The organism is Streptomyces yokosukanensis, assembly GCF_001514035.1.
Lineage (GTDB): Bacteria > Actinomycetota > Actinomycetes > Streptomycetales > Streptomycetaceae > Streptomyces > Streptomyces yokosukanensis.
In genome coordinates, this window is the sequence record NZ_KQ948225.1 from 1 (window position 1) to 25,174 (window position 25,174).

The following is a 25,174-nucleotide window of genomic DNA, read 5'->3' on the forward strand; positions in this document are numbered from 1 at the left end:
TAGGCGCCGGTCTTGCGAGATCCCGACTTCGAGCTGTACGACAACGTCGGCCGCGACACCGACCAGATCGCCGCCGCCCGCTACGGCATCGCCACCAACCGCGACCTGCTCCGCTGGGCGAAGCGCGACACCACACCGTTCCTGACCGAGCACCCGCTGCCGGACAAACCGCTGCCGAGCCCCGACCTGGCCCCGTACCTGGACGCGCTCGCCGCCGCCGAGACACCCCTGCAGGCCAGCGCGGTCACCAGGCACCTACTGGACGCCGCGGAACCCGTGCTTCAGGCGGTCAGCGACTACCTCGTGGCCGCCGCCCGGTGGCGCGGCCAGAACCGCGGAGCGGAACTGGACTCCCCGCCCAAGATGCTGATGACAGCGGCCAGCCGCAGCCTGTCCGTGATAGCCATCGCCCACCAGGCGGACCTGGCGATCCTACGCGCCGAATACGACCCGGCACCGCCCCCGCCGCCCCCTCCCCAGGCACGCACGGCGCCCGGTCTTCCCCCAGAGCCGCCCGGCACCCCGCCCGCTCCCTCGCACCCGCCCATGACGCGGGCGAACCCGCCGAAGGGCTCGATTCGATGAGCCGCCCGCACGCCGATTTCGTCCGCGCGCGCCTGGGTCTGTGGCAGCGCCGCATCCATGAAACCGCCGACTTCCTGGTCCTGGCACAGGACGCCACTCCCGTGGCGGGCATGATGCCCGTATTCGACCAGCTCGTCGCCGTGCACAATCTGACGTCCGGTCTCGTCGCCGACCTGCGCCAGTCCGCGGAGGGCTCCCTCGCCAGCACCGACGCCGGCCGTCAGTACCTGTCCCAGCTGGCCACCGCGCTCGCCCACGGCAGCCGCGCCGCCACACACCTCAGCACCGCCGCGATCGGACTGGCCGATGCCCACCGGGTCACCGCCGGCACCGGCAGCAGAGCGCCGGTGGAGAGCGAGCTGGCCGTCACGCTCGGGCACGCCGCCGCCCTGCGCAGCCTCAACCGCGCGCTGCAAGCCGTCACCCGCCGGCCCGCCGAGCCCGAGTCCGGCTCCGGCGCTCTGCCCGAGCCGGCCGTCGAGCACCGCCGGGCTCCCGATGCCGGCGGCACGCACCCCTCGCGCCGACGCACCTGAGAGCAGCGGCGTGAACGACCGCCGAACCCCACATCCCTGGAGTCCCTCTGTCCGCCCGCTCCTTCATCGCCCGGCCCACCGCCACCGGGTATCGCGGCGTCTGCGCCGGCTCGGGCGGCTACCCCAGCCACCATCTCCCTCTGCTGCTCGGCGCCTACCAGTACCGCTTCGCCAGCAGCCTCGATGCCCTGTCCCGGTACCTGATCGACGATGCACCCGCAGGCTGGTCGCAGTTGGGCACCGACCTCCTCGACGGCACTCCCGAACCGTTGCGTGCCGCGATCGTCGACGGCGATGAGCATCCCAGCGAGCCGTACGACGCACTCGACGCGGCCGGTGCAGGCCCATCCGAGCGGTGGAGTGTCACCGAAACGTCAGCCGGCCATCTGACGTGGGGATACGTCCTGCGTCCGGAGGGCATCGAGGTCATCCATCTCGAAGCATTCGCTCGCGGGCCGATCGTGACATGGGAGACCGACCCGCAAGCGCGGTTCGGCGGCGACTGGCGCTGGCACCTCGGCCACCCGCCGCCGACTACCTTGCCGCCCCGCGCCACACCCGTCATGCCGGCCTCTGCACCCGCTACCCGCGCACGTCCCGTCGCCCGCCGCTGAGCCATCGCCCCGCCTCCCGCTCCTGGAGAACTTCCTGTCCTCGCACACCGACCCGAAGATCACGGTCGTCATCGCCACCCGGCTGCAGCCCGACCGTCTGGCCTATCTCACGGCGATGCACGCCAGCCTCGACCGCCAAACAGTCCCTTGGAAGGCGGTCGTAGCGATCGACGGGGCCGACCCCGCCCGGCTTCCTGCCGCCCTCGCCACGGACCCACGCGTGCACGTCCTCGCGCTCCCGCGCGCGGTCGGCGCGGCCTGCGCCCGCAACCTCGCCCTCACCGAAGTCCGCACCCAATATGTGAACTGGGCCGATGACGACGACGAGTTCACCGACGGGGCCATGGCGCTGCGGCTGCGCACCCTGGAGGAGACCGGGGTGGGCTGGTGCGCGGGGTGGAGTGAGGATCTGTATGCCGACGGCGCCAGGGATCTGTGGCGATGTCCGACGCCGCCCGGCCGGCACGAGGCGGGGGACGTGTGGTCGTACTGGAAGGACCCGGGGGACACGATCCCGCTCGGCCCCACCACGATCCTCGCCCGCACCGACCTGGTGCGCGCGGCTCCCATGGGCGGACTCGTCCAGGGCGAGGACTACTGCACGCTCGCGGTCACCTGCCTCGCGCCAGGAATCCTGCTGCCGGTACCGGTCTACCGGTACCGCAAACACACAGGTCAGATGACCGCCCAGGACTCCTACAACGCCCTGGAGCCCCAGGTGCGCCGCTTCGCCCACCGTTTCGGTTCCAGCCTGCGCTCCGCCTCCCTTGCCCTGCGTGATGCCGCGTCGCCCGCAGCCGCATAGGCAGACGGCGCGCACGTTCCTCGCCCGTTTCCTCCACCATCGAAGGCTCCATGCCCCACGACCATGCCCCCGCAGCGGACGGGGAGATCCTTCTCAGCCCCCGCTACCTGGCAGCCAGCTACCCCGAAGAACACCACGCTCTGCTGGCAGCCTTCGCCGACGAGGCCGCCTGGTCCGCCTCCCTCGGTGAGTCGTCCTTCAGCGTCACCAGTCCCTGCGAGCGCCTCACCATCCGCCACGACCGCACCACCGAGGGCAACGGCCCCCACCTGGTAATCACGGCCCGCACGGACAAGGACGCGCCCGAACGCTGGAGAGCCGACGTCGCGGGCCTCGTACCCGTCGAGTTCGTCGCCTCCCTCATCAACACTGTCGCCACCGGACTCAAAGCCGACCCCGACCACGCCATCTACGGCATCGGCACCGAGCCCGACCTGATCGAGCTGCACGTGGACCCCAGCCACTGGGACTACATCGAGGACCTGGGGCTGACCGGGTTCCAGTCCCACGACGGACACGCCGCCGTGCTCGGCCGCCCGCCGGGCTCCCTGGGGCCGCCGCTCCAGGACGACGAAGCGATCATCTGGCACATCGGCGCCTACCCCGACGACCTGGGACCGCTGTGGGCCGTCTCCTTCACCGAGAAGACCCCGCCGTTCGTCGTCAACGTGGTCCTGGCCCAGACACTCAGCACCGCACCGATCCACCGGCCCACCACCTCCGTCCTGCCCGAGGCCCTGGCACCGCTGGTGTCCGCACGGTGGACCCCTCCGGCCCCGCGACACCCCACCGCGCAGCCCCGGCCCGCCCACGGCCTGCCGGGCGGACCCGGCACCAGCCGGTCCCCGCGGACACACTGACCCCTCCGCCAGCGACACCCCACAGGACCCGAAACGCCCCCGCACTCTCCCGCACACATCACGCTGTCGACCAGCACCACCACCGGCCTCGTCGCCGTCGCTCATGGTGAGAAGTACCCCTGGGCGCAGACCGTCCTGGACCTCTGCGGCTTCCAGCGCCGCGGCGACGGGACATCCTCTGTGTCCGTCGGCAGCCGGGAAGCAGCTCACCACACGCTTCGAAACCTGATCCGCACCGCCCACCGCCACCAGACCAGCGTCACGATCACCCCCCGCCGCTACCTCGGTGACGTCGCCGAAGAGATCGCCGCGCACCTGCCCGGGAGCTGGAGCGCCGAAATCAGCATCCACAGTCACCCGGCCTGGCAGCACGACCTGATCCCCCTGCTGTGGGACGACGGTGAACTGCTCCGCGCCGTTGAGGACCAGCGCGCTCCCTACGCCGCGGTCCTCAGCAACGGCGAGGGCGTCGAACTGCTCCTCGTGGAGCGGCCCGGCCACCCGAGCGACTACCTGGTCGGCGCCTTCGCCTCGGAGGGGTTCGACGACAACACCAACGAGCCGATCGTGCCCCGCAGCATCGCCATCCCCGGCGATCACCAGCTGGTGGCAGCGGCCATCGCGGAGCGGTTCCTGCCCGCCTACCACCAGGCCCTGCACGCCCGGCGGCTGGACACCGTCGCGTACGCACTCGACACGCTCCGCGAGGAGTACGAGACCTTGGCGACGATGGAGGAGTCCGGCCGCTACAGCGACGCCACCCTTCTCGACCCGGCCGAACTCCCTCACCTGGAGAAGCAGTTCGCCGACCTGGCCCAGTACAAGCTCCGCAACCACCTCATCCACGCACCGCATCTGCTGGAGCAGTGCCGACCGGACCAGACACCCTGGCCCGAAGACGCCGTCGCACTGGACCGCATCCGAAACGCCATATCGCAGTGGCAGGACGCGTTCGTCGAGTGGCGCCTGTTCGTCCCGCCCGGCCTCCTCGCGACGGCGTCGGACGAGGCCAAGGCGCAGGCAAAGACCCGGCGGGATGCCAGGCTGCGGCCGGTGATCGAGATCTGGATCGCCGACGGGGAAACCTTCCTCCGTCAGGCGAGGGCCGCCGCCCCCACCCCGCCACGCCCACTTCCCGGACCAGCCCAAGGCGCCCCGGCGCTCCCGCCGGCCCTGCCCGCACTACCCGGCACACCACCCCCGCGCCGGTGAGCAGAAGAAAGGCCCCCACCTGTCCGACCACTTCCACTTCGGCGCCCATCCCGAACACGGCTTCGTAGCCGCCGCCCACGCGAACATCCCCGCGCACCTGGCCCACTGGTATCTGGAGCGCACCCAGTTCGAGCCCGTCCCCGACACCCCGGGCCTGTACCGGCTGGCCAACCCCGAGCAGGACGGCCTGCGCCGCACCCGTCAGGCCGTGCAAGACCTGCGGGTCGTACTGCGCCGTCACGGCTACACGGTCGGAGCCGACTACGCCCTCGCCCCCGCCCTGACCTCACCCCCCGCGCCACCGAAGGTCCGCAGCCGTATCGCGCAGGCCGCCGCCACCCGCTCCCCGCAGCGGACATCCGCCCCCGCCGCCATACCCGGCCGACCCCTGCCCCAGGCCGTAGCCGTGCCCGCAGCCGGGTACACCCAGTCGGCCGGAAGCGGGCGGACCCGGTGAACTCCAACGACGCGACCATCCGCATCACCCGCGGCCAGGGCGGCGAGGTCGATGTCGACGGACCCGTCGACGCCTTCGCCGCGAGCATCCTGGACCGCGCCGGATTCGTCACCTACCCACAACTGCGGGGCGTGTGGATCCGCCTGCCGTTCGACCTCGGCCGCACCTGGGAGAACGAACACGCCACCTGGGCCGCGCAGATGCTTACCGCGGCCCGCTACGCCGTCGACCTCGCCCCCGACCTGCGCCCACGCACCGACGGGCGGGCAGCTCCCGGCGGGCCGGCACGCCCGCCGGCCATGACATCGCAGGCCCCGCCCCATCGTCCCTCCCGGCCCTGACCTCACATCTCCAGGAGCATCCCCATCCCCGACTCACCTACCCTGGCCATCTCGGACCTCGCCTCCCGGGCACGCGATTTCAGACTGCGGATGGGCGTCATCGACCGCGAGACACAGACCGCGTTCGACGCCGCCCGTGACCGCTACGGCCGCACCGTCCACCATCACGCCGAGGCAGCCGCACGGGCCCGCCGCAACCAGGCAGCCCTCGCCACGTACGCCACTCATCTCGTCCCGCACGCCGGCCAGTTGCTGGACGCCGCCCGCAGCGCCCTCGACGCACTGCCCCCGGCCCGGCACACGAGCGCCTGGTGCGAACTGCTCGACGCACTCGCCGCCTCCCACACCGAGGTCACCCGCGCACTGGACCGCCCCGCCGCACCCGGGACGCCGGCCAAGCGCGAGCAGCACACGGCCGTGTGGCCGCACCTCGCCTTCTGGGCAGAGAACGGTTGCCTCGCCGCCGACCTCGCCGACCAGCACCACCCGTCTCACACCAGCGAGCTGACCGCCGAGGAACGGCAGATGTGGACCGAGATGGCCCAAGCCGCCCAACGGCGTGGCGAGTTGGATCTGATCGAATCCTGGTACGCGGTGGACGGCCGCCTGGTCACTCTCGCCTATCTGGTCGAGGACGACACCGACACCGTTGTCGCTCTCACCGGTGACCCGGGCGCGCCGGGCTGGGAAGTGATCGGACAGTACGACAACGTATACGCGGCCGGACAGGCGCTGCCCGGGCCGGTGCCTCCGGGCGTCCTGCGCGCGGACGGCTCGTCCCGGTTCAACCGCCCCGAGCCTCCGCCCGAACTGCCCCTCCAGGAACTGCTGCGGGACGTCATCGAGGCCCGGGGCGCCGGCGACGTCTCTGAGGCCCTGCTCAGCGCCACGCAGAGCGGCTACGACGCTGGCCCGATGGTCAGGCTGGAGCAACTGCTGGAGACCGCGGCCGAGTTCTCCCACGCCCTGGACACCGTGCAGGGTCGGCAGACCGGCGCCCGCCTCGAAGCACTCGGCCGGCAGCTCGCCTTCCTCGTCCGCGAAGTCCATGCGGCGGCCGACGACCTCGGTGCCACCGTCGCCGTCCTGCCCCCGCACCGAACCCCCGCACCCCCACGGGTCCGGCCGCGCCCCGCCGTGACCACCGCGCCTGCGGCCACGCTGCCGCGCAGTACGGCCCCTGCGCGCCGCCCCTAGCGCCCGCAAGCGGCTCCCACCGACCAGCCGGCACACCCCAACCAACTCACCTGCACATAAGGAGAATCGTTACTGTATGGCCGTTCGTACACAGTGGACCGTCACGCACGCTTGCGGCCACGAGGCCGTCCATGATCTGTCCGGCCGTCCCGCCGACCGGCGCGCCGGCTTCGCCCGCTGGCTCGCAGGCCGGGACTGCTCCGAGTGCTGGAAAGCCGCCCGCGACAGCGACACCGCGTCCACGCAGCAGTGGCTTGCCGCCAAGCGCGCCGAGGAGCAGCAGGCAGCCTCCGAGTGGGCCGCCAGGTTCGACATGCCGCCGCTCGAAGGACCCGGCAAGGCACTTGCCTGGGGTGAGCGTTCCCGCCATCAGCTGGTAACCGCCGCACACACCGCGCTCGTCGTCGAGGGCACCTGGGACGAGGCGGACTGGGCCGTGCTGGAGGAGAAGGCCCGCACCGTCACCGCGGCTGGATGGTGGATCGACCAGCGCGACGCGGACGGCTCTGACCTGCTCGAACTCCTCGACGCGGCGTCGGAGGCGGACCACGGGACGGAGAATCCGTTCCGCTGAGGCGGGGGGGAACATAGCCGAGGATCGGCAGTTGGCCAAACGACCGATCCTGCGGAGCATAGATGTTCCCGCCGCTTCCCCAACTTCCGCGTGGAAGGACCCGCATGCTCCCGCCCTCCTGGACGTCTCCGCCAGCCTCGGCCTTCGTCCCGACGCCCGACCCGCTCACGCCTGCCCGAGACATCACCCATCAGCACTTCCAGGCCGGCGACGAGATCGTCGTCATCAAGGGCGTCGCCGACGGGGAGCTGTGGGGGGACGCGATGCGTGTCGTCGCCCCGTCCTGGCACACCCTGACCGAGGAGGACGGATGGCGGCTGCGCGACGCGGACGGCGGCGCGCAGACCTTCATCACCGCCCATCCCCGCTACCTCGTCCACCTCTCGCGCCCGTGCCCGGACTGCATGATCTACCTGCGCGCCATGGGGGACCACCTCCTGCCCAGGCACGCCGGAGCCGACAACACGGTCATCGACTGCGGCTGGTACACCACCACGGCCGTGGGCCAGCTCGTGCACATCGCTGACGTCCACGGCGGCCGGTGACTCTCCCTCCTTCCGCCGCCCTTGCCAAGCTCGCGCCATGCTCGGGCCGGCAGGCCGCGCGAACTCCACAGAGGCGCCAGCAAGCCGGCTGAGGCCGGCCGCCGGTGCCAGCGGCCGTGCACGCTGCCGCCCGGCACTCGACATGCAGATGGCTCCGGCATTCACGGTGCCGACGTTTCGCGACGACACCCCGCAAATGCGCCGGTCGGGGCATTCATCGACACGATGCCGCCGCCTACGAACATCCCGGTCCCACCACACCCTCCGCGGCCCGCGCCGGCCCCTGGGCCCAGGAAGCCAAATCGCCTCCCCGCCCTCGTACGCGATCGCTGCGGCGGCCGGCTGCCCGGGACCTTCACACCGCGACACCCCACCCACCGGAAAGAGCACACCGACGTGATCCCCCGCGTCAACGAACGCACCGACACCCCCCACGCCCCGCTCGGCGAAGCACTCGGGCGTGCCGTGAGACCGGAAGGAAGCCTGACCGAGCACGCCGTCGTCGCCCACTGGCCGGGCCTTAACTCCTACCTCGACGGCGAACAGGCCACCTGGAGCGCCGCCCAGTGGGCCGAACACCTCCAAGACCCGCTCTTCAACAACCCGTTCACCTCCAGCCCCGCCGGCGGCCGGAAGGCATTCGTCCACATCGGCGCCCGGTTCCACCCCGACGACCGTGACCTCAGCGGTGCCGAGTGGGCCGAGGTCGCCCACCGCCTCGCCCGCGCCGCCGGCATCGAGATCCCCGGCGACCAGGACGGCTGCCGGTGGATCGCCGTCCAGGCCAAGCCCGGCCGCATCGACCTGATCGCCAACCTCGTCCGCCTCGACGGCACCTGGCAGCGCCAGCCCGCCCACCTCCCCAGGCGGCTGGCGGACGAGGCCCGCCGGATCGAGCAGGACCTGCGGCTGAGGCCGCCTGCCGGGATCGCACGTGACCGCCACGGTCTCGCCGAGTCCGTGCCGACCGGACCTGCCCAGCTCGCGGCGCTCCTCACTCAGCTCGCCGACGAGCACTCCGGGCCGCTGGCCACCGTGCGCGGCCTGATCGAGCACACCGCCCACCGCGTCGCCCGCCAGCCCGGCACCCGGCCGGCAGCGGCCCGTGCGCAGGACCGGCCGAAGCAGGAAGCCGTCATGACCCGCTCGCACGACAACGATCACGACGCTCCCGATGCCGAGGACTACGAACCCAACCCGCCCTATGACCTGCCAGTCGGCGTCAGCAGCTGGGGGGAATGGCAGGGAGCCGGCCCCGACACCGCGCACCGCCTGGAGCTGATCGCCCGCCGGCTCCACGGCATCCAGCAGGACCTCGACACCACGGCCGCCCGTATGAACCCCCTGCCCCGCCCCACACCACCGGCCACGACTCCCGCACCGGCGCCGGCCCGGTCCGCGGTCCGGCCCGCACCGCGTCCGTCGCCGTAGGAGAAACGTCTCTTTGGCCCTCGCCGACCGTTTCCTGGCCATCCGCCGCGATCCGCACTCCACGGAGGTCCTCGCCCGCGGGGGTGACCGTGAGGCCCACAGCGTCCTGGAGCGCGCGGGTTTCGTGCCCGTGTACCGCCTCCATGAGACCTACCACCGCGCCCCCACTGGCCTCCCCCAGGACGAGGAGAGGGGCCTGGCCACCGAGGCCGTGGCCCGGCTGCGCGCCGTCGGCTACCACGTCGAGGCCGACGAGGACTTCGACACCGACCGCCGCCCCGCCCACTATCAACCGCTGGGCTCGTCGGTCGTCCACCTCGCCGACCGTATCCGGCAGGCCACCACCACCGGGGAGGCCGCCGACGTCCTGACCGAGCTGACTGGACCCCACGACGGCATCCTCGACGCTGTCGGGCAAGTCCTCGCCGCGGCAGCCGAGTTCCACGACGCTCTCGACGGCGCCACCGACCCCCACACGGCCAGGCGCCTTCGCTACCTCGCCGACGAGTACCTGCACGTCATCCGCACCAACCTGGGCCACACCCGCAACCGCCTCGCCGACCGGCACGCCGAGCACCCCGGCCGCAGCACCTGCACGAGGGAAGTCCCCGCCGGCGAACGCGAAGCCTCCGCCGTGTGCGCCTGCCCGACCCCGCCGCGCACCGTGCCGGCGCCGCCACCGCCTCCCGTGGCCGCCGCACCGCGCCGCTGACACCGCCCCACCCCGCCAAGGACACCATGCACACCCCTGAAGAATCCGAGCGCCTCGCCTCCTACGCCGACGTCCTCGCCGGCGAACTCCCCGGCGACTGGGCCGGCGCCCACCACCCCTCCGGGCACAAGGAGGACCTCACCGAACTGGCCGACCGGATCTGGGACCTGGACCTCATCGCCGAATCCCTTGCCGAACACCCGCTGGAGCAGGCGGCCGTCCTGACCCGCGCGGACGGCGCCCAGCTCGCCGTACTCGAGCGTCCGGGCGCCCGCGACGGCTTCCTCATCGCCGCCGTCGCGCCCCGTGATCTTCCCGACGAGGCGTACCGCGGCGTGCGCGAGCCCAACGGCATCGCTCTGGCGGACGATCCCTTCCTGGGTGCCGAGCAGGTGGCCGGCGACCTGCTCGCCCGCTACGACACCGCGCTCGCGCAGGTCCGCCACAACGCCGCCGCCGGCATCGTCCCATCCGATACGGACCGGGTCGTGCTGACCTGGCAGCCGGACGGCAGCCTCGCCGCCGCCCCCGTCGGCGCCAGGGCGGCGGCCGTGCTGGCCGCCAACGGCTTCGTCCACGACACGCAGACCGGTATCTACCGGCTCAGCGGCGACGACACCACCGCGCAGGCCCGCGCCGTGCGCGAGACCGGTCGGCAGCTCGAAGCGCACGGCATTGACACCGCGCTGCAGCATCCCTCGGGCCGGATCGCCCCCACCGCCACCCCGCCCACCACTCCGGCCGCGGCCGGCCACCGGTCTCCGGCGGCCAGGGCCCGATGAGCCGCACGGAGCCCGGCTTTCCGGTGGGGACGTACCTCAGCATCGCCAGCGGCCTCCGCACCGGCCTGGTCATCGCCCCCGGCCGGCGCCCCCGGCGTCGCGCACCCGCCCGGCACACGCCGTAAGACCGGACCACGGCCCCGGCTCCGGCCGGGCCGCCCCTGCCCGCACGATCAACCGGAGAACCCCGTAGCACCCCGCACACCCCCGCCGATCAGCCGGCGCCTCACGCCCCGCCTGGCGACCGCTCTGTTCCGCCGCTACCTGCGTGCCTGTACCCCCACCGGCCCCGACCGCGCTTCCTTGCTGGCCGGTGCGCGCCCCGAGGCCGTTCTCGCCGAGGCCCAGCGAACCGGCCACCGCCATCACCACTGATCCCGACACCGCGTCCTGGAGGAGCATGCCTCACCCCACCCCGAACCCGGCGCGCCTGGCCGAGGACATCGGCCGCCAGATCGGGCAGCTCGCCCATCTGCTCGCCCAGGCTCCACCGCACCAGGCCGCCCAGCTCCTCGGCGCCGTCCTCGACGCCGAGACCGGTGTCCTCACCCAGGTGACGGAACTGATCGGCACCGGCTCCCGCTTCGCCAAGGACCATTCCGAGCGCGGCCTCCTCCCGCCCGAGGTATGGCTCGCGCTGGGCCGGGCGGCGAACGACCTCGAACGTGTCGGCACGGACCTCGACGAGCACACCGACACCATCCGCAGCCACGCCCACCGGCCCCGCCCGGCCGGCAGCCCGGCACCCCAGCCAGTGGCCTCGGCCCTGGTGGTCAGGCGGCGCCGATGAAGAAACAGTGGACCGGCTGGGGACAGCACGAGCAGGCCGAGCAGCACTACCTCGTGGAGCCCCGTGCGCTCGCCGGGGGCGGCGACATCCGCCACATCAGTGAGTTCCTGCGCGCCTCCGGCTGGCGGGACACCTCCGAGAAGGGCGGGCCCCTGCTCCTGCAGAGCCCGGACCGCACCGTCCGCATCGCCTACAACCCCCATGTTCAGCCGGGCGGTTGGACGGTGCACGGGCTCGCCGCAGGGGACCAGGCCGAGTGGTGGGCGACTCTGGGCCGGCAGACGCCGGTGGAGATCCTCGCCGGGCTGACCGATGCCCTGACCCAGCCGCGCTCCGCGCACGCCCCCAACGTGTGGGCGCCGCTGGAAGAACACCAGTGGCGGGCCCAGTCCGAGGGCAGGCACTACACCGCGACCAGCCCGGACGGATCGGCGTGGCTGCACTTCCGCCAGGACGGCAGCGGCAACGCCGTGTGGTGGTCCGGCGCGAAGGACCAGCAGGGCAGCGCCTGGACCGCCCAGTTCACCTCCACCACCCCGATGCACCTCGTGCAAGCCTTCTCGGCCGCACTGGCCAGCCCCGAGCCCGTGATGCGCCCGCGCGGACGCCTCCCGCACAGCGCGAAGATCCGCGCCACGTCCGTCTCCGTTCTTCCCTCCGAACTCAGAGCCTGGCAGCAGGCCCGGATCACCGCCGCCCGGGCCGCCACCTGGGCCCGCAACTCGGTGAGACGACCCCGGCCCCGCACCACGGTCCCGCCCCACGCCCCCGCCGGCGGCGCCCGCGCCCGCCGCTGAAACCCGAAGCCGACCACCGAGGAGCACCGTTGCCCGCACTCACTCCGGACACCATCCACGCCGCCGCCGAAACCCTCGCCGACCTCACCGACTACCTGCGCGAGGACCCCGATCCCGCCGTCGCGCTCGCACTCGTCGAGCCGCTGCTGGACGAGTACACCGGCATACCCGTCCAGCTCGCCGACACCCTGCGCGCCCTCGCCCGCACCGTAAAGGAACACCCGGCCACCCCGCGCACCACCGACGTCGACCTCCTCATCGAGGAGCTGCGCACCGCCGCGCGGGAGCAGGCCGACCAGCACACCCTCCACTACGTCCTGGACGACCTGCGCGCCCTGTACGCGACCCCGCAGGCGAGGACACCGGGGTGCGGCCGGTGCCAGTGAGCGAACGGCAGCTCGCCGCCTTCGCCAACACGCACGCCTGGCGGATCCCCTTCGACACCAGCCCCCGCCACCTCGCCGGCCCCGGCGACGGACGCCACGTCACCCACGGCCTGGCCGCCGCCGGATGGCAGCGCATTTCCGATCCGCTCAGCCCCGAGATCGTCCTCACCAGCCCCGAGGGCCGCCACAGCCTCCAGTTCGACCCGCAGTCCGTCACCTCCGCCTGGTGGCGGCTGCGGGCCGAGCCCACCCGCACCGAGCCGGGCTGGTACGCCGAGTTCGGCGAACTCGTACCTGCCGAACTCCTCGCCGCCCTCACCGATGCCCTGACCGCACCCTCGCCGGACCAGCACACAGATCTCTTCCAGAAGCTGCGATCAGCGAACTGGCAGACCGACGCGCAGAACACGGCTCACTCGCCCGACGGCATGTGCCACATCGAACGGCGGCCCGCACGCAACGACAACGGCGCCAGGTTCTGGGCCGTCGAGACCTGCGAGCCCGGACACAGCACCCCGAGGGGCAGACGCCTCTGGCACGCCGTTTTCGACAGCCGCACCCCCATCCACCTGGTGAACGCCTTCGTCACCGCGCTCGCCGACCCTGCCCCGCTCCAGCGCGGCATGTACGACCGCACCGCCCACCACAGCGTCGTGCAGCAGCCCAGCCCGCTCACACCCGAGCAGGTCGTCGCAGCGCACACCGCCCGGCTCGACGCCGTCCGCGCGCAGACCCGTACCGCCGCCCGCCGCCGGCAGCCGAAACCCGCCACAGCCCCGGCGCACGCCGGTGCCGCCCGGCCAGCCGCTCACCGCTGATCCCGACAGGACCTCTCACCATCGCCTCCCGTCCCACCTCTCACCGCGAACTCCTGTGCCGCCTCGACGGTTTCCTCCAGGACAGCGAACAGATCCTCACCTCCTGGGCCGTCTACTCCGACGAGCACACCGACCTTGACGGCTGGCCCTACGACGACCACGCCTACGCACTGCGCCAGAGCCAGCGCGACGCCGACACCGCCCAGGCGTTCGAGACCGTCCGATCCGGCGCCCGTCACCTCCTGGCCACCGCCCACACGCAACTCGCCCACCTACCCACCCGCCTGGTGCAGAACCGCTGGGGATTCCAACTCGGCGTCCTCGCCACCGCGCTCGACCGCCTCGACGCCCTGCACGAGCAGTGGGAGCGCACGCGCGACTCTCTGCCCGCCGATGCCCGGCCCGGCACCCCGGTCTTCGACGACGCCCTCGCCGAGCACCACGCCGAATGCTGGACCTATCTCGACGACTGGGCCTCCCACGGAGATGCCCTCGGTGAGATCAACTCCGCCGCACGACACGCCCCCTCGCTGCTGGCCCCGCCTCCGACCGCAGTCCGGGCGCCCGGCCGGACCGCCTCGGCGGGAAAGTGACCGCCCTCGCCCGTCCGGAATCCGGCGCCGTCCTCCCCACCGCCAGCCAACCGGCTGCCAGGCGCACCCGGCGCCGACCGCCGACCGCCGACCGCACCCCCCTGCCCGATCACCTCACTCCCCACCCGCACAAGGACGTTGATGCCTCACACCCCCGGCCCCAGCCCCAACCAGGTCGCCCAGGCCACCGCCACGCTGGCCCACGTCAAGGACTACCTGCGCACCTACCCACCCGTCCCCGACGTGCTGCCGTTGCTCGCCCTGCTCCTGGATGAGGACACCGGCGTCCCCATCCTGCTCGGCGACATCCTGCGCGCTGCCGCCCGCTCCGTGTCCCAGCAGACCGACCAGCCCGTGAACGACACGATGCGGCGGAGCATCGACAGCCTCCGTGACGCCGCTCAGGAAGCCACCGACTGGCATGTCCTGCACTGGGACGTACAGCGCCTGCGCGACCTCGCGTCCAGCCCCGTAGACCCACCGGTCACACCCTGACCACCTGCGCCTGGCACCCGGCCGGACACGGCGACCCCATACCGCTGCGCCGCGCTCCCCTCGCCCTTCCCGGCCGGGCCCGACCGCGCCTGCGCACCACTCCCGTCCCCGACGCGGGCAACGTGCTGAAGCCGCTGGAAGAGCGCGTCCAGAACCTCGCCGCCGTCAAAGGCGGTCAAGGCCCAACGCCTGCACCGCCGAGCCAGCCACAGCCACCGCACCGCCGCTCTCGCTGACCGCGCCCTGCTCTCCCCTGGTTCCTGCCCTTGCCCCCTTCCTCCCCCGCCTCCTCCAGCAGCGACGGCTTCTACGACATCGCCTTCAAGGCTCTCCTCGGCGCCCTCGCCGTCGCCGTCCCCCTGTCCAACCTCGCCTGGCTGTGCGGAAATCTCACCGCCTGGGCCACCGACTCCGGCCGCTGGGCGCCGTATCAGCCCACCGAAGCACTCCTGCACCCCGCCCGGCTCTGGCCCAAAGCCGGAGAAACGTCCCTGCTCATCGGTGCCCGCATCATCCCCGTCACCGCGATGACCGCCCTCGCACTCACCGCCGCAATCTGGTGGGTGCGGCACAAGAACTCCGGCAACGGCCGGAAGAAGATCACCGGGATGGCCAAGGCCAAGGACATCGAGCCACTGATGGCCAAGGCGATCACCGTCAAGGCACGCTCCCTGCGCCCCAGCCTGAAGAACGCCACGCACATCGACGCCCGCGACACCGGCATCCTCCTCGGCAACCTCCAGGGCACCAAGCACGAGGTCCGCATGGGGTACGAGGACGTCGCCGTCGCGATCATGGCACCGCGCTCCGGCAAGACCACCTCGCTGGCCATCCCGTCCATCCTCAACGCGCCGGGCCCGGTCCTGCTCACCAGCAACAAGGCAGCCGGCGACGCCTACACCGCCACCCTCGACGCGCGAGCGGCGGCGGGGCGGGTGTGGTCGATGGACCCGCAGCAGATCGCCCACGTCCAACGACAGATGTGGTGGAACCCGCTCGCCGACGCCAAGACCCTCGACGGCGCGGGACGGCTGGCCGGCCACTTCCTCGCCGCGAGCGTGGACGCCTCCCAGCAGGGAGACTTCTGGTCCAAGGCCGGATCCAACATCCTGTCCCAGCTGTTCCTCGCCGCCGCACTCGACGAGCGGCCCATCACCGACGTGATGCAATGGCTCGCCTTCCCCGCCGACCGCACCCCGCTGGACATCCTCCGCGACCACCAGTTCACCGCCGTCGCCGCCCAGCTCAAGGGCACGGTTGAAGGGCCGCCCGAAACCCGCGACGGCATCTACGAGACGGCCCGCCAGTACGCCGCCGCCCTGCTGAACAGCGAGATCGCCGCCTGGGTCACCCCGCAGAAGGACATCCCCGAGTTCCGGCCCAGCGAGTTCGTCACCTCCACTGACACCCTGTACCTGCTGTCGAAGGACGGCGGCGGCGGAGCCTCGGCCTTGATCGCGGCGTGCGCCGACTCCGTCATGCGGGCCGCGACCGCCCAGGCCGAGCGTGCCGGCGGGCGCCTCGACCCGCCCATGCTCGCGATCTTGGACGAGGCCGCCAACGTGTGCAAGATCTCTGATCTCCCGGACCTGTACTCGCACTTGGGATCGCGCGGGATCATCCCGATCACGATCCTGCAGTCCTACCGACAGGGCCAGAAAGTCTGGGGCGAGCCGGGCATGGACGCCATGTGGAGCGCTGCGACCGTCAAGGTGATCGGCAGTGGTATCGACGATCCCGATTTCGCGGACAAGCTCAGCCGGCTCATCGGTGACCACGACGTCGAAACCACCTCCACCTCGACATCCGAGTCCGGCAAATCCACCTCCGTCAGCATGCGTCAACAGAGGATCATGCCCGCCGATGACATCCGCGCCCTGCCCAAGGGCACCGCCCTGTGCTTCGCCACCGGCATGCGCGTGGCCATGCTCGACCTGCGCCCCTGGTATCTCGAGCCCGGTGCCGACGAACTAGCCGCCGCCTCCGCCCGGGCCTCCAAGGCGATCACCGCCCGTGCCATCGCCAAGCACATGCCCGGCCAGTCCGACTTCGGCAAGGCCGCGTGAGCGCCGGCGAAGGATCTCGCACGCCCATGTCTGATCGCCTGGTTCGGAGTTGCATTGCAGACCATCGACTTGGCCGAGCACACCCGTCTCCTCGGCCAAGGTGTCCCCGAGTTGCACCATGTGTGCGAGGACGTGGAGCGGGTCCGGGAGGGCGACATCGCCAAGCCGGTCCGCGAGATCGCGCCCGTCGGCCTGCGTGTGCAGCAGCTGACGATGCAGCCCACACATCAGTTCCACGAGCTGTCCGCCAGCCAGTACGCCATCATGACGAACGGCCGGCAAAACCTGGCTCACCTCGCCTGCGCCTGTTCCCAGGTCTCGCTGGCTGCCACGTTGTGCAGCCTGGCCATGCACCACCATGCACCACCACACCCAGTTCCTGCTGCGTACGGACGCCCGCCCCACACCCGAGACCAGCCGTGACCAGCTCCGGCGGGCCGGTGACGGAATGAGACGGGCCGCCACGACGTACCGCGCTCTGGCACACCAGCTCTCTCGCCGGCTGGCTTCAGCCGCGGCACGAACCGAGGGCCAGCAGCTCATCGCCCGTGCCCTGTCCGGCGACTCGGAGAAGACGTCCGCTGCCTCAACGGCCCCGCCGGCCACCACGGCAGTGGCAGGGCCAGCGCCGAAGCCTCCCGCTCCTGCCAGGCGCTGACGGCCCGCTCGCCGCTCCCGGCCCCGACTCCTCCCCCACTACCTAACGGAAGTCCAACTCGATATGGCATCACGTCCACCCGCTGCCCCGTCCATCGATCTAGACCCTGACACCCATCGCAAGATCAGCCTGATCGCGCAAGCCTCTGCCCGCCGCTGACCCGACCTCCCGGAACGCCATGGCCGTCACCGACCACCACGATGTCTTCGTCGGCTCGACCGACGACGGATTCACCTTCGTCCTCCTCAACCGCTCCATCCGCGGCGCCCACCGCATCCTTACCGGCGCCGGATTCACCGTCCACCGGCATCAGGGGCGCACCCTCTACCTCCTCCCGCCCGAGACCGCCCAGGACGCTCACGAATGCGCCGGCATCGCCGTCTACGGACTCATGGCCCACACCATGGACCTCGTCGACCTCGCCTGGAGCACGCTCCACCCCAGCACCACAACCTCCGAGCCCGAAGCGACCATCCGCTTCCACAACAGCACGGTCACCGCCGCCGCGGTCACAGACCGCGCTGGCGCCGTCCTCGTCCAGCACGGCTTCACCCCCACCGGAACGACGCGGGAGTACGCACTGCCTGCCGGGCTCGGCGAAGCCGACGCCGTGAACGCGGTGGTCCGTGCCGAGACCCACCTCTACACGCTCGGTGTCAGGGTCCGCGTCAACCTCGGCATCCCCACCCTCCGGGACATTCCACCAGCGCCATCCCGCAGCTCTTCCGCGCCCGCCCCGCCCTCCCCGGAGCAGACGCAACGGCGCCGCCGCTGACCACCGCTTCCCCCTTCACCCGGAACAGCACCATGCATCAGATCGACCTGAAGGCCGAGGTCGCCCGCCTGCGACAGCTCGGCAGCGACTTCCAGGATGCGCACAGCACCGCCCGCTCGCTCACCCTCAGCCCCGGCACAGACGCCCTCCGGCAGCTCGTGCCCCAGATCACGGCGGTCAACGGCCTGGCCGGGCAGGCGATGGAGCGCCTGGCCGCGCTCGACGGCAGCCAGTACACCGCCGTCCCCGGCAGCCGCCCCGCCCTGGAACTCCTCGCCTCCGTCGTCTACTCCGCCAGCATCGCCTCCTGCGACCTGTCCGCCGCGCTGGAGGCCAACCCACTGGAGGGCGCCGCGTTCCCCGGCCCGCCCGCCGACGACGACGCAGTGCGTGCGGCACGGCACAAAGAGGCGGCACCTGTGATGGCGGGGCACCTCGCCGACGCGATCCACCAGCTCGACCTCGCCTACACCGGCTGCTACTACCTCGCCAGCGGCATCACCCGCGACATGGAACAGCACGCCGAACGCAGCCAGACCGTCGCAACGCCGAAAATCACAGACAGCCAGGCAGCCGTTCTCGCACGGCTGTCCACCGGTGGCGGCGCTCTCTACCAATCCCTCCGCAGGGGATCGCAATCGGCCTCGGACAATGTCGGAGCCAGCATCAACCTCGCCACCCTCAACGCTCTGATCAAACGGGGACTGGTCACGGTGGACGCCACGACGCCCCAGCTCGTGGGCCAACGCCTTGAGGCCACCGCCGAAGGCCGACGCGCCCTGGCCCAGCACAAACCGGCCAAAGTCTCCGCCCGCGCACCATCGGCGGTACCCCTCGCAGCACAGCAGCCGGCGGGACACAGGCGATGACCAGCTTCGCCCCCGCCGACCGCCCCCTCACCCTGCCGCGCCACCTGGCCGGCAGCGGACTCGACCGTCCCGGTGACGTGCCCGCAGGGCTGATCCACCCATTCGGCCTGCACCACGAGCACGACGATACGAGGGGCCGCCTCGTGCCGGGCAGTGCCCGTCACAGCCTCACCTCCGGCTTCACACCGGCCACGGGCCGGCACGCCGTAGGTGTCCGCAAGCTTTCGACCCGTTCGCTTCATTGCGAAGTCTCCTGCCGATGACGACACCGCCCGACGACGCCCTCCTGTTCGAGGTGGACGTGCCCGCGCCGCCGACGCCCGTGGAACGGCTCCTGGCCCTCGCCGACCTCTACACCCGGCACAATGACCAGCTCGACGCTCTTCTCATCGGCCGCCGCCCGTACGCCGACCCCAGCGCGCACACCACGTCGGCCCAGCGGCTGGAGCGCGAGACTCTCACGGCCGTCAACGCGGTCAAGGCCCAACGCCTGCGCCCCTGCGACACGGTGGCCAACACCGTCGTGCGCCTGAAACAGCTCGCCTACCTCAGCGGCGGCGCCACCCGCTACCTCGCCGCCGCGCAGGAAGCCCTGCCCGGAACCGGCGCGGAGCCCGAACACCTGGATCCTCATCGCGGTGTCGGCCAGTACGTACAGGTGGCCCGTGAACTCACCGGACTCGCTCCCGGCGCAGCCGTCGACTGCGCCAGCCACATCGCCGGCGAGATGCGCTGCCGAAGTGGCACCCGCGCCCCCACGCACGACCTCGACCCCGCCCTGTGCGGTGCCCTGCTCGAAGTCGCCCGCGGGCACATCACCGTCGCCGAGGACCTCGGCAGGGAACACGTCTACTGGCACACCGTGGTCGTAGGAATCGAAAGGCTGCGCCGGCTGGAAGCCCAGGACCTCATCACCCGCGAGCCCTCGTCCGCGCCGCCCGCGTACCGCGGTGGCCTGCCACGCGCCCGCGCCCGCCTGACCGCCCACGGCATCTCCACCGTCGGCGCCCTCATCGAACCGCCCCCGCAGATCAGCCTGTTGCCCAGAACAGCCGGCTCCGCCCCCAGCGCTGCCAGCGCCCCTCGCGCACGGCGCTGACAGCGCCACAGGGCCGTCGAAGCCGCCCTCCCGTACCCTGCTCACACAAGGAAGCGACATTCCCGCCCCACCCACGCTTAAATGTATTTCGCTAGGCGCCGGTATTCAGTCCAGCGCCATGCTGGCATTGTCCGCCGAGGGAATACTCCCGAAGGTCGACTACGCCATTTTCGCTGACACCGGCTGGGAACCGGCCGCCGTCTATACCCATCTCGACCGCCTCGAAGAGGAAATAGCCAAACCGGCCGGCATACCCGTGCTACGCGTGTCTGCAGGCAACATCAGAAACGACGCGCTTGACCCCGATCACCGCTTCGCGTCCATGCCTCTCTACGTCCTGAATAGGGACGGGAAACAGGGCATGACCAGGCGTCAGTGTACCGGGGAGTATAAAATTAAGCCGATCAAAAAGAAGGTTCGGGAACTCCTCGGATACCCCTACCCGTCGCGCATCCCGAAGGGGGTGTTCGTCGAGCAGTGGGTGGGGATCTCTACCGATGAATTCCATCGGGCCAAGGATGCAGACGTCAAGTACATGCGCAACCGGCACCCTCTCATCGATCTCGACTGGTCCCGTGCTGACTGCGTACGCTACCTGACTTCTATCGGCCTGGCGGATACGCCGAAATCAAGTTGCCTGGGCTGCCCATTTCACGGGAACGCCCAGTGGCGGCATATCCGGGACACGAGCCCGCAGGAATGGGTGGACGTGGTCGCGTTCGATGCGGCGATCCGGCAGGGCAACGCCCGCGCGAACGCTGCCGGGAACCGGCTGCTCGGGCAGGCGTTCCTGCACCGCTCCCGTGTCCCCCTCGGCCAGGCCCCCATCGACCATGTCACGGCCGCCGAATGGGCTGCACGCCAGGAAGAATTCAACGACGGCACCACCACGGTGGAGGAGCTGGAGGGCGGTGTGGCGGACGGCTGCTCTCCCTGGGCCTGCCGCGGTGACGTCCTGCTGGCGCAGGACGATTTTGGACTCGCCTCCTGATTACGCTGGATCTGTTCGCGGGTCCCGGTGGCTGGAGCCACGCACTGGCCGTGCTCGGCGTGCGGGACATCGGCCTGGAATGGGACGAGTGGGCCTGCAAGACCCGTGCCGCACAAGGCCAGTTGACGATTCGGACCGATGTGGCGATGTACCCAGTCCGGCCGTTCATCGGCAGGACCCGCGGATTCATCGCCAGTCCCCCCTGCCAAGCGTGGAGCATAGCCGGCAAGCGCCTCGGGCTGGTCGACCAGCCACTCGTCCACCAGGCCGTCGCCGACCTCGCCGCCGGCCACGACACCCGCGAAGCACTGCTGACGGCCTGCCGCGACGTACGGTCCCTGCTGGCGGCCGAGCCCATGCGCTACCTGCACGCCCTGAACACAGTCGGCGAGCCCGAGTGGGTGGCCATGGAAGAGGTACCCGACGTCCTGCCCCTGTGGCGGCAGTACGCGGCCATCCTGCGCGCCTGGGGCTTCTCGGTGTGGACCGGCGTCCTCAACGCGGCCGACTACGGCGTTCCGCAGACCCGGCGGCGGGCGATCCTGCTCGCCTCCCGCGTACGCACCGCCGCACCCCCGTCGCCCACACATGCCCAAGTCGCCGAGCCGGAGAGCCTGTTCGGGCCGGGCCGCGCCCGGTGGGTGTCCATGGCCGAAGCCCTCGGCTGGGGCGCCACCGACCGGCCCGTGCCCACCGTGTGCGCCGGCGGAGGACCGGGCGGCGGCCCCGAACCCTTCCCCTCCGGCTCCCGCAAGACCCTCTCCGACGCCCGCACCCGCGGCACCTGGTCGCCACGCAACGACACCGACGGCGTCCCGGCCTTGCGCCGTGACAGCTCCGGCCCAGCCGCGCGCCACGGCACCCGCGAGATACGCCCGCCAAGCGATGCGGCAACGGCGTTCACCCCCGATACGCCCCGCTGGATGTGGTCGCTGCGCAGCAACAACCAGACCAACGCCACCGTCCGACCGTTGTCCGAGCCGGCCGGGACGCTGTTCTTCGGCCACCGGGCCAACGAATGCACCTGGGTCGCCAATGCCACCGCCGACAACATGGAGGGCGAGCAGCCGGCGGTGCCAGAGCCGATCCGGATCACCGCCAGGGAGGCAGGCATCCTCCAGAGTTTCCCCGCCGACTACCCCTGGCAGGGGAACAAGAGCCAGGTCTTCTCCCAGATCGGCAACGCCGTGCCTCCACGTCTGGCCGCCCACCTGCTCGCCCCGCACCTCAACAAGCCCTTCAATCCCGGGGACTTCGCCCTCGCCGCCTGATGCCCCACACACCCGATACCCCCGAGGACGACGATCTGGACCGTGTGCAGGCTCCCCAGCCCGTGTATTACGCCGAACAAGCCCTCCTCGGTGCTCTCCTCCTCGAGCCCCGGGGTCTGGCCGACACCGGCACCCTGACCGCCGGCCACTTCGACAACCACAACCACGCGGCCCTGTTCACCGCGATCCGCACCCTCCCGGCGCCCGACCCCGCCGATCACGCGAAGGACACCGCCTGGCTCAACAAGGTGCTGGAACACTCCCAGCCCCACGCCCGGGGCCTGAGCGCCTCCTACGTCCACGGCCTCATCCAGTTCTGCCCGCAGTCAAAGCACGTCGCCGCGTACGCCCGGATGATCCGCGCCGACCACGCCCGCCGCACCCTGCGGCTGCACGCCGAACGCCTCGCACTCACCGCCACCGACACCACCCGACCAGACCCCGCTGCCGCCACCCTCGTCCAAGCCGACGCCCTCGGCCGCGTCCTGGACGACCTCGCCAGCCAGTTCGCCCCACACCCCGGCTCCCTGCCCCGCACGCCGACCGCTCCCGTCGCGGCCCAGCAGGGCAGCGAGGAAGCCCTCGACGAGGAGCGACTCCTACTGGCCACGGCCACCGCGCACCCGGCAGAGCTGAAGAACATGCGCTGGCTGCAGCCCGACGACTTCACGCTGCCCCTGCACGTCACGGTGTGGCAGTGCCTGACCGCCCTGGTCCACAACGGGGAGCCGGTGGACCCTGTCACCGTGCTCTGGGAAGCCCAACACCGCGGACTGCTCACCGGCAGCCTCGCCCCCAGCGACCTCATCGCCCTGGTCTCCACACCCGCAGGCTCCCCCGAACACTGGGGTGAACGCGTCCTTCAACGCGCCCTGCTGGCCCGCGCATTCGACGTCGCCACTCGAATCACCGCCTATGCCCAGGACCCGGCCAACACGCCGCACCAGCTGATCACCGGCAGCCGTCGTGCCCTGGCCGGCCTCACTGCACTGCGAACCCGATGGCAGCGCAGCACTGCCCCTACGCTGCCGGCACCTCGCGCAGGACACAGCCCGGCAGTCTCCCGCGCCGGCCCACCACCGCGAGCCGTCGCAGCCGGCGCACGAGCCCTCCGGTAGACCCACCTGCTCCGGCCGGCCCTGTGTCGGCCGGAGCCGCGAAACGAGAACAGATTGCCGCACCCCGAAGAAGACCTGCGCCTTCGCCTCGACCTGCTCCACGGTCGCCCCGGTGCCGTCACCGCCACCATCACGGGCACCAACAACCGCATCGTGCAAGCCCTGCTGGCCATCCACGGCTTTGAGCCTGTCGACGCCACGACGATGGTCATGGCACGCATCGACTGCGAGGAACCGCACTACGCCGGCCTGGCCGCACGCGCCCTGCGTGCCGAGGGCATCGCCGTGGACATCACGCCCAAGCTGCGCGAAGAGATCGACACCGAATGGACCTGGGCCAACTACCCCATGCCCTGGTGCTCACGCGAGGAGATCCGCGAGGTTTCCAACGACGCCCAGCGGATCTACGACGCCATCCGTCACGGCCGTCTGATCATCCACGCTCACGCCCACGACGAGTGGACCACCGTCGCGGTCGGCACCTACCGCGACGGCCCGAGCATCCACCTCCACGGTGAAAACCATCTGCGCACGGAGACGGCCCGGTACGACAACCCCGTTGCGGCCATCGCCGAGTTCGAGCGCCTCTACGGTGGCGCCGTACGCCCCGGCCCCGCCCCGGCCACCAGCACCGAACGCTACGCCGAGCAAGCACGCACCTCGTCGCCGGATACAGCCGACGCCAACCCGGCCCTGCCGGCGGCCGAGCCCGTAGAGGTGCACGCTGCCGTGACCGACGACCACGAAGCACTCCTGAACGACTTCCTCGAGTCGCACAGAGAGTGGGGAAGGTGGCGCACCTGGTCGGACGAGACCACCCACGCCGTCCACGAATCCCTCGTCCTGCGCGCCGAGTTCATCCACGAGGCCGACCCCGACGAACCCCAGTGGAGGATCGCCGCGTACGAAAGCCCGGTCGGCGAGCGCCTGTGGCACGCCACCGCGACCACCACGGTCCCCGTCGAGATCATGCGCGTACTCCTCGACAGTCTCGCCTCCGCCGACGCAGCAGAGATTGCGGCAGGCAGCCAGGTCTCGGAAGCGGCCATCGGCGAGGCCACCCGCCCGTTGGCGGACGCGGGCTGGGAGCACACCGTCGAAGGCCGCTGGATCCGCTGGCAGGCCCCAGGAGACCTCCCCGCTGGTGTCCAGTTCGACGCCTTCGCCGCCCACTCCCATCACAGCGCTCTGCCCACCTGGACGTTCTGGGGAGGCGACGACGCCGGCACTCCCGGATGGGCGCTCCACTTCTCGCCCCGCGCCGCAGCCTCCGTGCTGCAGGACGTGGCCTTCGAGGTGGCCAATGGGTTCGCGCCGAAGCCGGTTGCGGCCCGGCCCAGGGGGCTGAACGCCGCGTGCCGTACCGACATCCGCGCGCAGCCGACACCACGCGCCGGTTCGGCGAGGGGACGGTGACCCGTTCCAGCAGTCGCGCACCGACCCGGGCAGCATGGTTTGCCTGCGGCCCAACCATCTTCGCAGAGCAGTGTCCCTGCTCGTGGTGTAGCCGATCAAGGCAGCGGCATTCCCAGGTCTCGGCTCGAATTTCCCTTACCGGAAGCGCTGTTGGGGCCTACCGGGCCCCGGACCAGCGGCGATCGCCAGGCAGGCCGTCAGTAGCAGGTACAGGACGGCTCCGAAGCGGAGCCGACAGCCCGTGATCGACTACACCACGACGAGGGACACGACCCCTTCGCAGGCCCCGAGAGCCGCAGAGCGACTGTGCTGCACGGCCAACCTGCTGTGCCACCGGCAAGCGAGACCACATCACCACGCCATCGCACACCCGTCCGAATC

General features: G+C 71.4%; 29 protein-coding genes. All 29 read left to right on the plus strand.

Features of this window, described 5'->3' with window-relative positions; all coding sequences use genetic code 11:
* The first annotated feature begins 12 nt into the window (after positions 1 to 12).
* The gene (locus tag AQI95_RS48480) at positions 13 to 585 is read left to right on the plus strand and encodes a hypothetical protein (RefSeq protein WP_067134112.1); all 573 of its coding nucleotides are present in this window, start codon (positions 13 to 15) and stop codon (positions 583 to 585) included.
* Positions 582 to 1,121 (plus strand): hypothetical protein, encoded by a 540-nt coding sequence (locus AQI95_RS35875; protein WP_067134116.1) that lies wholly within the window; start codon positions 582 to 584, stop codon positions 1,119 to 1,121. Before AQI95_RS48480 ends, AQI95_RS35875 begins: the two co-directional genes overlap by 4 nt.
* A gap of 233 nt (positions 1,122 to 1,354) precedes the next feature.
* Complete coding sequence (locus AQI95_RS35880) at positions 1,355 to 1,735, plus strand: hypothetical protein (protein ID WP_079071753.1); 381 nt, start codon at positions 1,355 to 1,357, stop codon at positions 1,733 to 1,735.
* A gap of 58 nt (positions 1,736 to 1,793) precedes the next feature.
* Positions 1,794 to 2,540, plus strand: coding sequence for a glycosyltransferase family 2 protein (locus AQI95_RS35885; protein ID WP_079071754.1), 747 nt, complete (start codon positions 1,794 to 1,796; stop codon positions 2,538 to 2,540).
* 50 nt (positions 2,541 to 2,590) lie between these two features.
* Positions 2,591 to 3,400 (plus strand): SPDY domain-containing protein, encoded by an 810-nt coding sequence (locus tag AQI95_RS35890; RefSeq protein ID WP_067134125.1) that lies wholly within the window; start codon positions 2,591 to 2,593, stop codon positions 3,398 to 3,400.
* A gap of 180 nt (positions 3,401 to 3,580) precedes the next feature.
* Complete coding sequence (locus AQI95_RS35895) at positions 3,581 to 4,612, plus strand: hypothetical protein (RefSeq protein ID WP_079071755.1); 1,032 nt, start codon at positions 3,581 to 3,583, stop codon at positions 4,610 to 4,612.
* A gap of 208 nt (positions 4,613 to 4,820) precedes the next feature.
* Positions 4,821 to 5,069, plus strand: coding sequence for a hypothetical protein (locus AQI95_RS50225; RefSeq protein ID WP_341849490.1), 249 nt, complete (start codon positions 4,821 to 4,823; stop codon positions 5,067 to 5,069).
* Entirely contained in the window at positions 5,066 to 5,410 is a 345-nt protein-coding gene (locus AQI95_RS35905; protein WP_067134132.1) for a hypothetical protein, read from the plus strand. The genes AQI95_RS50225 and AQI95_RS35905 overlap by 4 nt, the downstream gene beginning before the upstream one ends.
* A gap of 90 nt (positions 5,411 to 5,500) precedes the next feature.
* Positions 5,501 to 6,607 carry a hypothetical protein gene (locus AQI95_RS35910; RefSeq protein ID WP_067134135.1) on the plus strand — a complete coding sequence of 369 codons (1,107 nt, stop codon included), beginning with the start codon at positions 5,501 to 5,503 and terminating at the stop codon, positions 6,605 to 6,607.
* Between the two features lie 76 nt (positions 6,608 to 6,683).
* Positions 6,684 to 7,181 (plus strand): hypothetical protein, encoded by a 498-nt coding sequence (locus tag AQI95_RS35915; protein WP_067134138.1) that lies wholly within the window; start codon positions 6,684 to 6,686, stop codon positions 7,179 to 7,181.
* A 104-nt stretch (positions 7,182 to 7,285) separates the two neighbouring features.
* Positions 7,286 to 7,726: a hypothetical protein gene (locus AQI95_RS35920; protein WP_067134140.1), complete on the plus strand. Its 441-nt coding sequence runs from the start codon at positions 7,286 to 7,288 to the stop codon at positions 7,724 to 7,726.
* A gap of 396 nt (positions 7,727 to 8,122) precedes the next feature.
* Positions 8,123 to 9,157 (plus strand): hypothetical protein, encoded by a 1,035-nt coding sequence (locus AQI95_RS49315; protein WP_067134143.1) that lies wholly within the window; start codon positions 8,123 to 8,125, stop codon positions 9,155 to 9,157.
* 13 nt (positions 9,158 to 9,170) lie between these two features.
* Complete coding sequence (locus AQI95_RS35930; protein ID WP_067134146.1) at positions 9,171 to 9,869, plus strand: hypothetical protein; 699 nt, start codon at positions 9,171 to 9,173, stop codon at positions 9,867 to 9,869.
* A 26-nt stretch (positions 9,870 to 9,895) separates the two neighbouring features.
* Complete coding sequence (locus AQI95_RS35935) at positions 9,896 to 10,651, plus strand: hypothetical protein (RefSeq protein ID WP_067134437.1); 756 nt, start codon at positions 9,896 to 9,898, stop codon at positions 10,649 to 10,651.
* Between the two features lie 400 nt (positions 10,652 to 11,051).
* Complete coding sequence (locus AQI95_RS35940) at positions 11,052 to 11,441, plus strand: hypothetical protein (RefSeq protein WP_067134149.1); 390 nt, start codon at positions 11,052 to 11,054, stop codon at positions 11,439 to 11,441.
* Complete coding sequence (locus AQI95_RS35945) at positions 11,438 to 12,238, plus strand: SPDY domain-containing protein (protein ID WP_067134152.1); 801 nt, start codon at positions 11,438 to 11,440, stop codon at positions 12,236 to 12,238. The genes AQI95_RS35940 and AQI95_RS35945 overlap by 4 nt, the downstream gene beginning before the upstream one ends.
* Positions 12,239 to 12,267: 29 nt before the next feature.
* Entirely contained in the window at positions 12,268 to 12,624 is a 357-nt protein-coding gene (locus tag AQI95_RS35950) for a hypothetical protein (protein WP_067134155.1), read from the plus strand.
* Complete coding sequence (locus AQI95_RS35955; protein ID WP_067134439.1) at positions 12,615 to 13,442, plus strand: SPDY domain-containing protein; 828 nt, start codon at positions 12,615 to 12,617, stop codon at positions 13,440 to 13,442. Before AQI95_RS35950 ends, AQI95_RS35955 begins: the two co-directional genes overlap by 10 nt.
* A 287-nt stretch (positions 13,443 to 13,729) precedes the next feature.
* The gene (locus tag AQI95_RS49320) at positions 13,730 to 14,035 is read left to right on the plus strand and encodes a hypothetical protein (protein WP_244188960.1); all 306 of its coding nucleotides are present in this window, start codon (positions 13,730 to 13,732) and stop codon (positions 14,033 to 14,035) included.
* Positions 14,036 to 14,176: 141 nt separating this feature from the next.
* Positions 14,177 to 14,530, plus strand: a complete 354-nt coding sequence (locus tag AQI95_RS35965; RefSeq protein ID WP_067134158.1) for a hypothetical protein — start codon at positions 14,177 to 14,179, stop codon at positions 14,528 to 14,530.
* A 266-nt stretch (positions 14,531 to 14,796) separates the two neighbouring features.
* Positions 14,797 to 16,596 carry a type IV secretory system conjugative DNA transfer family protein gene (locus tag AQI95_RS35970; RefSeq protein WP_067134161.1) on the plus strand — a complete coding sequence of 600 codons (1,800 nt, stop codon included), beginning with the start codon at positions 14,797 to 14,799 and terminating at the stop codon, positions 16,594 to 16,596.
* Between the two features lie 54 nt (positions 16,597 to 16,650).
* Positions 16,651 to 17,019, plus strand: a complete 369-nt coding sequence (locus AQI95_RS47560) for a hypothetical protein (protein WP_067134164.1) — start codon at positions 16,651 to 16,653, stop codon at positions 17,017 to 17,019.
* Between the two features lie 413 nt (positions 17,020 to 17,432).
* Positions 17,433 to 18,029, plus strand: a complete 597-nt coding sequence (locus tag AQI95_RS35980) for a hypothetical protein (RefSeq protein WP_067134166.1) — start codon at positions 17,433 to 17,435, stop codon at positions 18,027 to 18,029.
* A 32-nt stretch (positions 18,030 to 18,061) separates the two neighbouring features.
* Complete coding sequence (locus AQI95_RS35985) at positions 18,062 to 18,898, plus strand: hypothetical protein (protein WP_067134169.1); 837 nt, start codon at positions 18,062 to 18,064, stop codon at positions 18,896 to 18,898.
* A gap of 259 nt (positions 18,899 to 19,157) precedes the next feature.
* Positions 19,158 to 19,997 (plus strand): hypothetical protein, encoded by an 840-nt coding sequence (locus AQI95_RS35990; protein WP_067134172.1) that lies wholly within the window; start codon positions 19,158 to 19,160, stop codon positions 19,995 to 19,997.
* Positions 19,998 to 20,115: 118 nt separating this feature from the next.
* Positions 20,116 to 20,988 (plus strand): adenine nucleotide alpha hydrolase family protein, encoded by an 873-nt coding sequence (locus tag AQI95_RS35995; protein WP_079071758.1) that lies wholly within the window; start codon positions 20,116 to 20,118, stop codon positions 20,986 to 20,988.
* On the plus strand, positions 20,988 to 22,259 hold the full coding sequence (locus AQI95_RS36000) for a DNA cytosine methyltransferase (RefSeq protein WP_107121854.1): 1,272 nt from the start codon (positions 20,988 to 20,990) through the stop codon (positions 22,257 to 22,259). The genes AQI95_RS35995 and AQI95_RS36000 overlap by 1 nt, the downstream gene beginning before the upstream one ends.
* On the plus strand, positions 22,259 to 23,377 hold the full coding sequence (locus AQI95_RS36005; protein ID WP_067134177.1) for a DnaB-like helicase N-terminal domain-containing protein: 1,119 nt from the start codon (positions 22,259 to 22,261) through the stop codon (positions 23,375 to 23,377). Before AQI95_RS36000 ends, AQI95_RS36005 begins: the two co-directional genes overlap by 1 nt.
* 54 nt (positions 23,378 to 23,431) lie before the next feature.
* Positions 23,432 to 24,793, plus strand: coding sequence for an SPDY domain-containing protein (locus AQI95_RS36010; protein ID WP_079071759.1), 1,362 nt, complete (start codon positions 23,432 to 23,434; stop codon positions 24,791 to 24,793).
* Positions 24,794 to 25,174 lie beyond the last annotated feature (381 nt).

Coding starts and splice junctions, on each gene's coding strand:
- AQI95_RS36005 (WP_067134177.1), top strand. CDS start 22,259: ATGCCCCACACACCCGATACCCCCGAGGACGACGATCTGGACCGTGTG.
- AQI95_RS35945 (WP_067134152.1), top strand. CDS start 11,438: ATGAAGAAACAGTGGACCGGCTGGGGACAGCACGAGCAGGCCGAGCAG.
- AQI95_RS35890 (WP_067134125.1), top strand. CDS start 2,591: ATGCCCCACGACCATGCCCCCGCAGCGGACGGGGAGATCCTTCTCAGC.
- AQI95_RS35985 (WP_067134169.1), top strand. CDS start 18,062: ATGCATCAGATCGACCTGAAGGCCGAGGTCGCCCGCCTGCGACAGCTC.
- AQI95_RS35910 (WP_067134135.1), top strand. CDS start 5,501: ATGGGCGTCATCGACCGCGAGACACAGACCGCGTTCGACGCCGCCCGT.
- AQI95_RS35980 (WP_067134166.1), top strand. CDS start 17,433: ATGGCCGTCACCGACCACCACGATGTCTTCGTCGGCTCGACCGACGAC.
- AQI95_RS35875 (WP_067134116.1), top strand. CDS start 582: ATGAGCCGCCCGCACGCCGATTTCGTCCGCGCGCGCCTGGGTCTGTGG.
- AQI95_RS35995 (WP_079071758.1), top strand. CDS start 20,116: ATGCTGGCATTGTCCGCCGAGGGAATACTCCCGAAGGTCGACTACGCC.
- AQI95_RS35940 (WP_067134149.1), top strand. CDS start 11,052: ATGCCTCACCCCACCCCGAACCCGGCGCGCCTGGCCGAGGACATCGGC.
- AQI95_RS35915 (WP_067134138.1), top strand. CDS start 6,684: ATGGCCGTTCGTACACAGTGGACCGTCACGCACGCTTGCGGCCACGAG.
- AQI95_RS35920 (WP_067134140.1), top strand. CDS start 7,286: ATGCTCCCGCCCTCCTGGACGTCTCCGCCAGCCTCGGCCTTCGTCCCG.
- AQI95_RS35965 (WP_067134158.1), top strand. CDS start 14,177: ATGCCTCACACCCCCGGCCCCAGCCCCAACCAGGTCGCCCAGGCCACC.
- AQI95_RS35935 (WP_067134437.1), top strand. CDS start 9,896: ATGCACACCCCTGAAGAATCCGAGCGCCTCGCCTCCTACGCCGACGTC.
- AQI95_RS35990 (WP_067134172.1), top strand. CDS start 19,158: ATGACGACACCGCCCGACGACGCCCTCCTGTTCGAGGTGGACGTGCCC.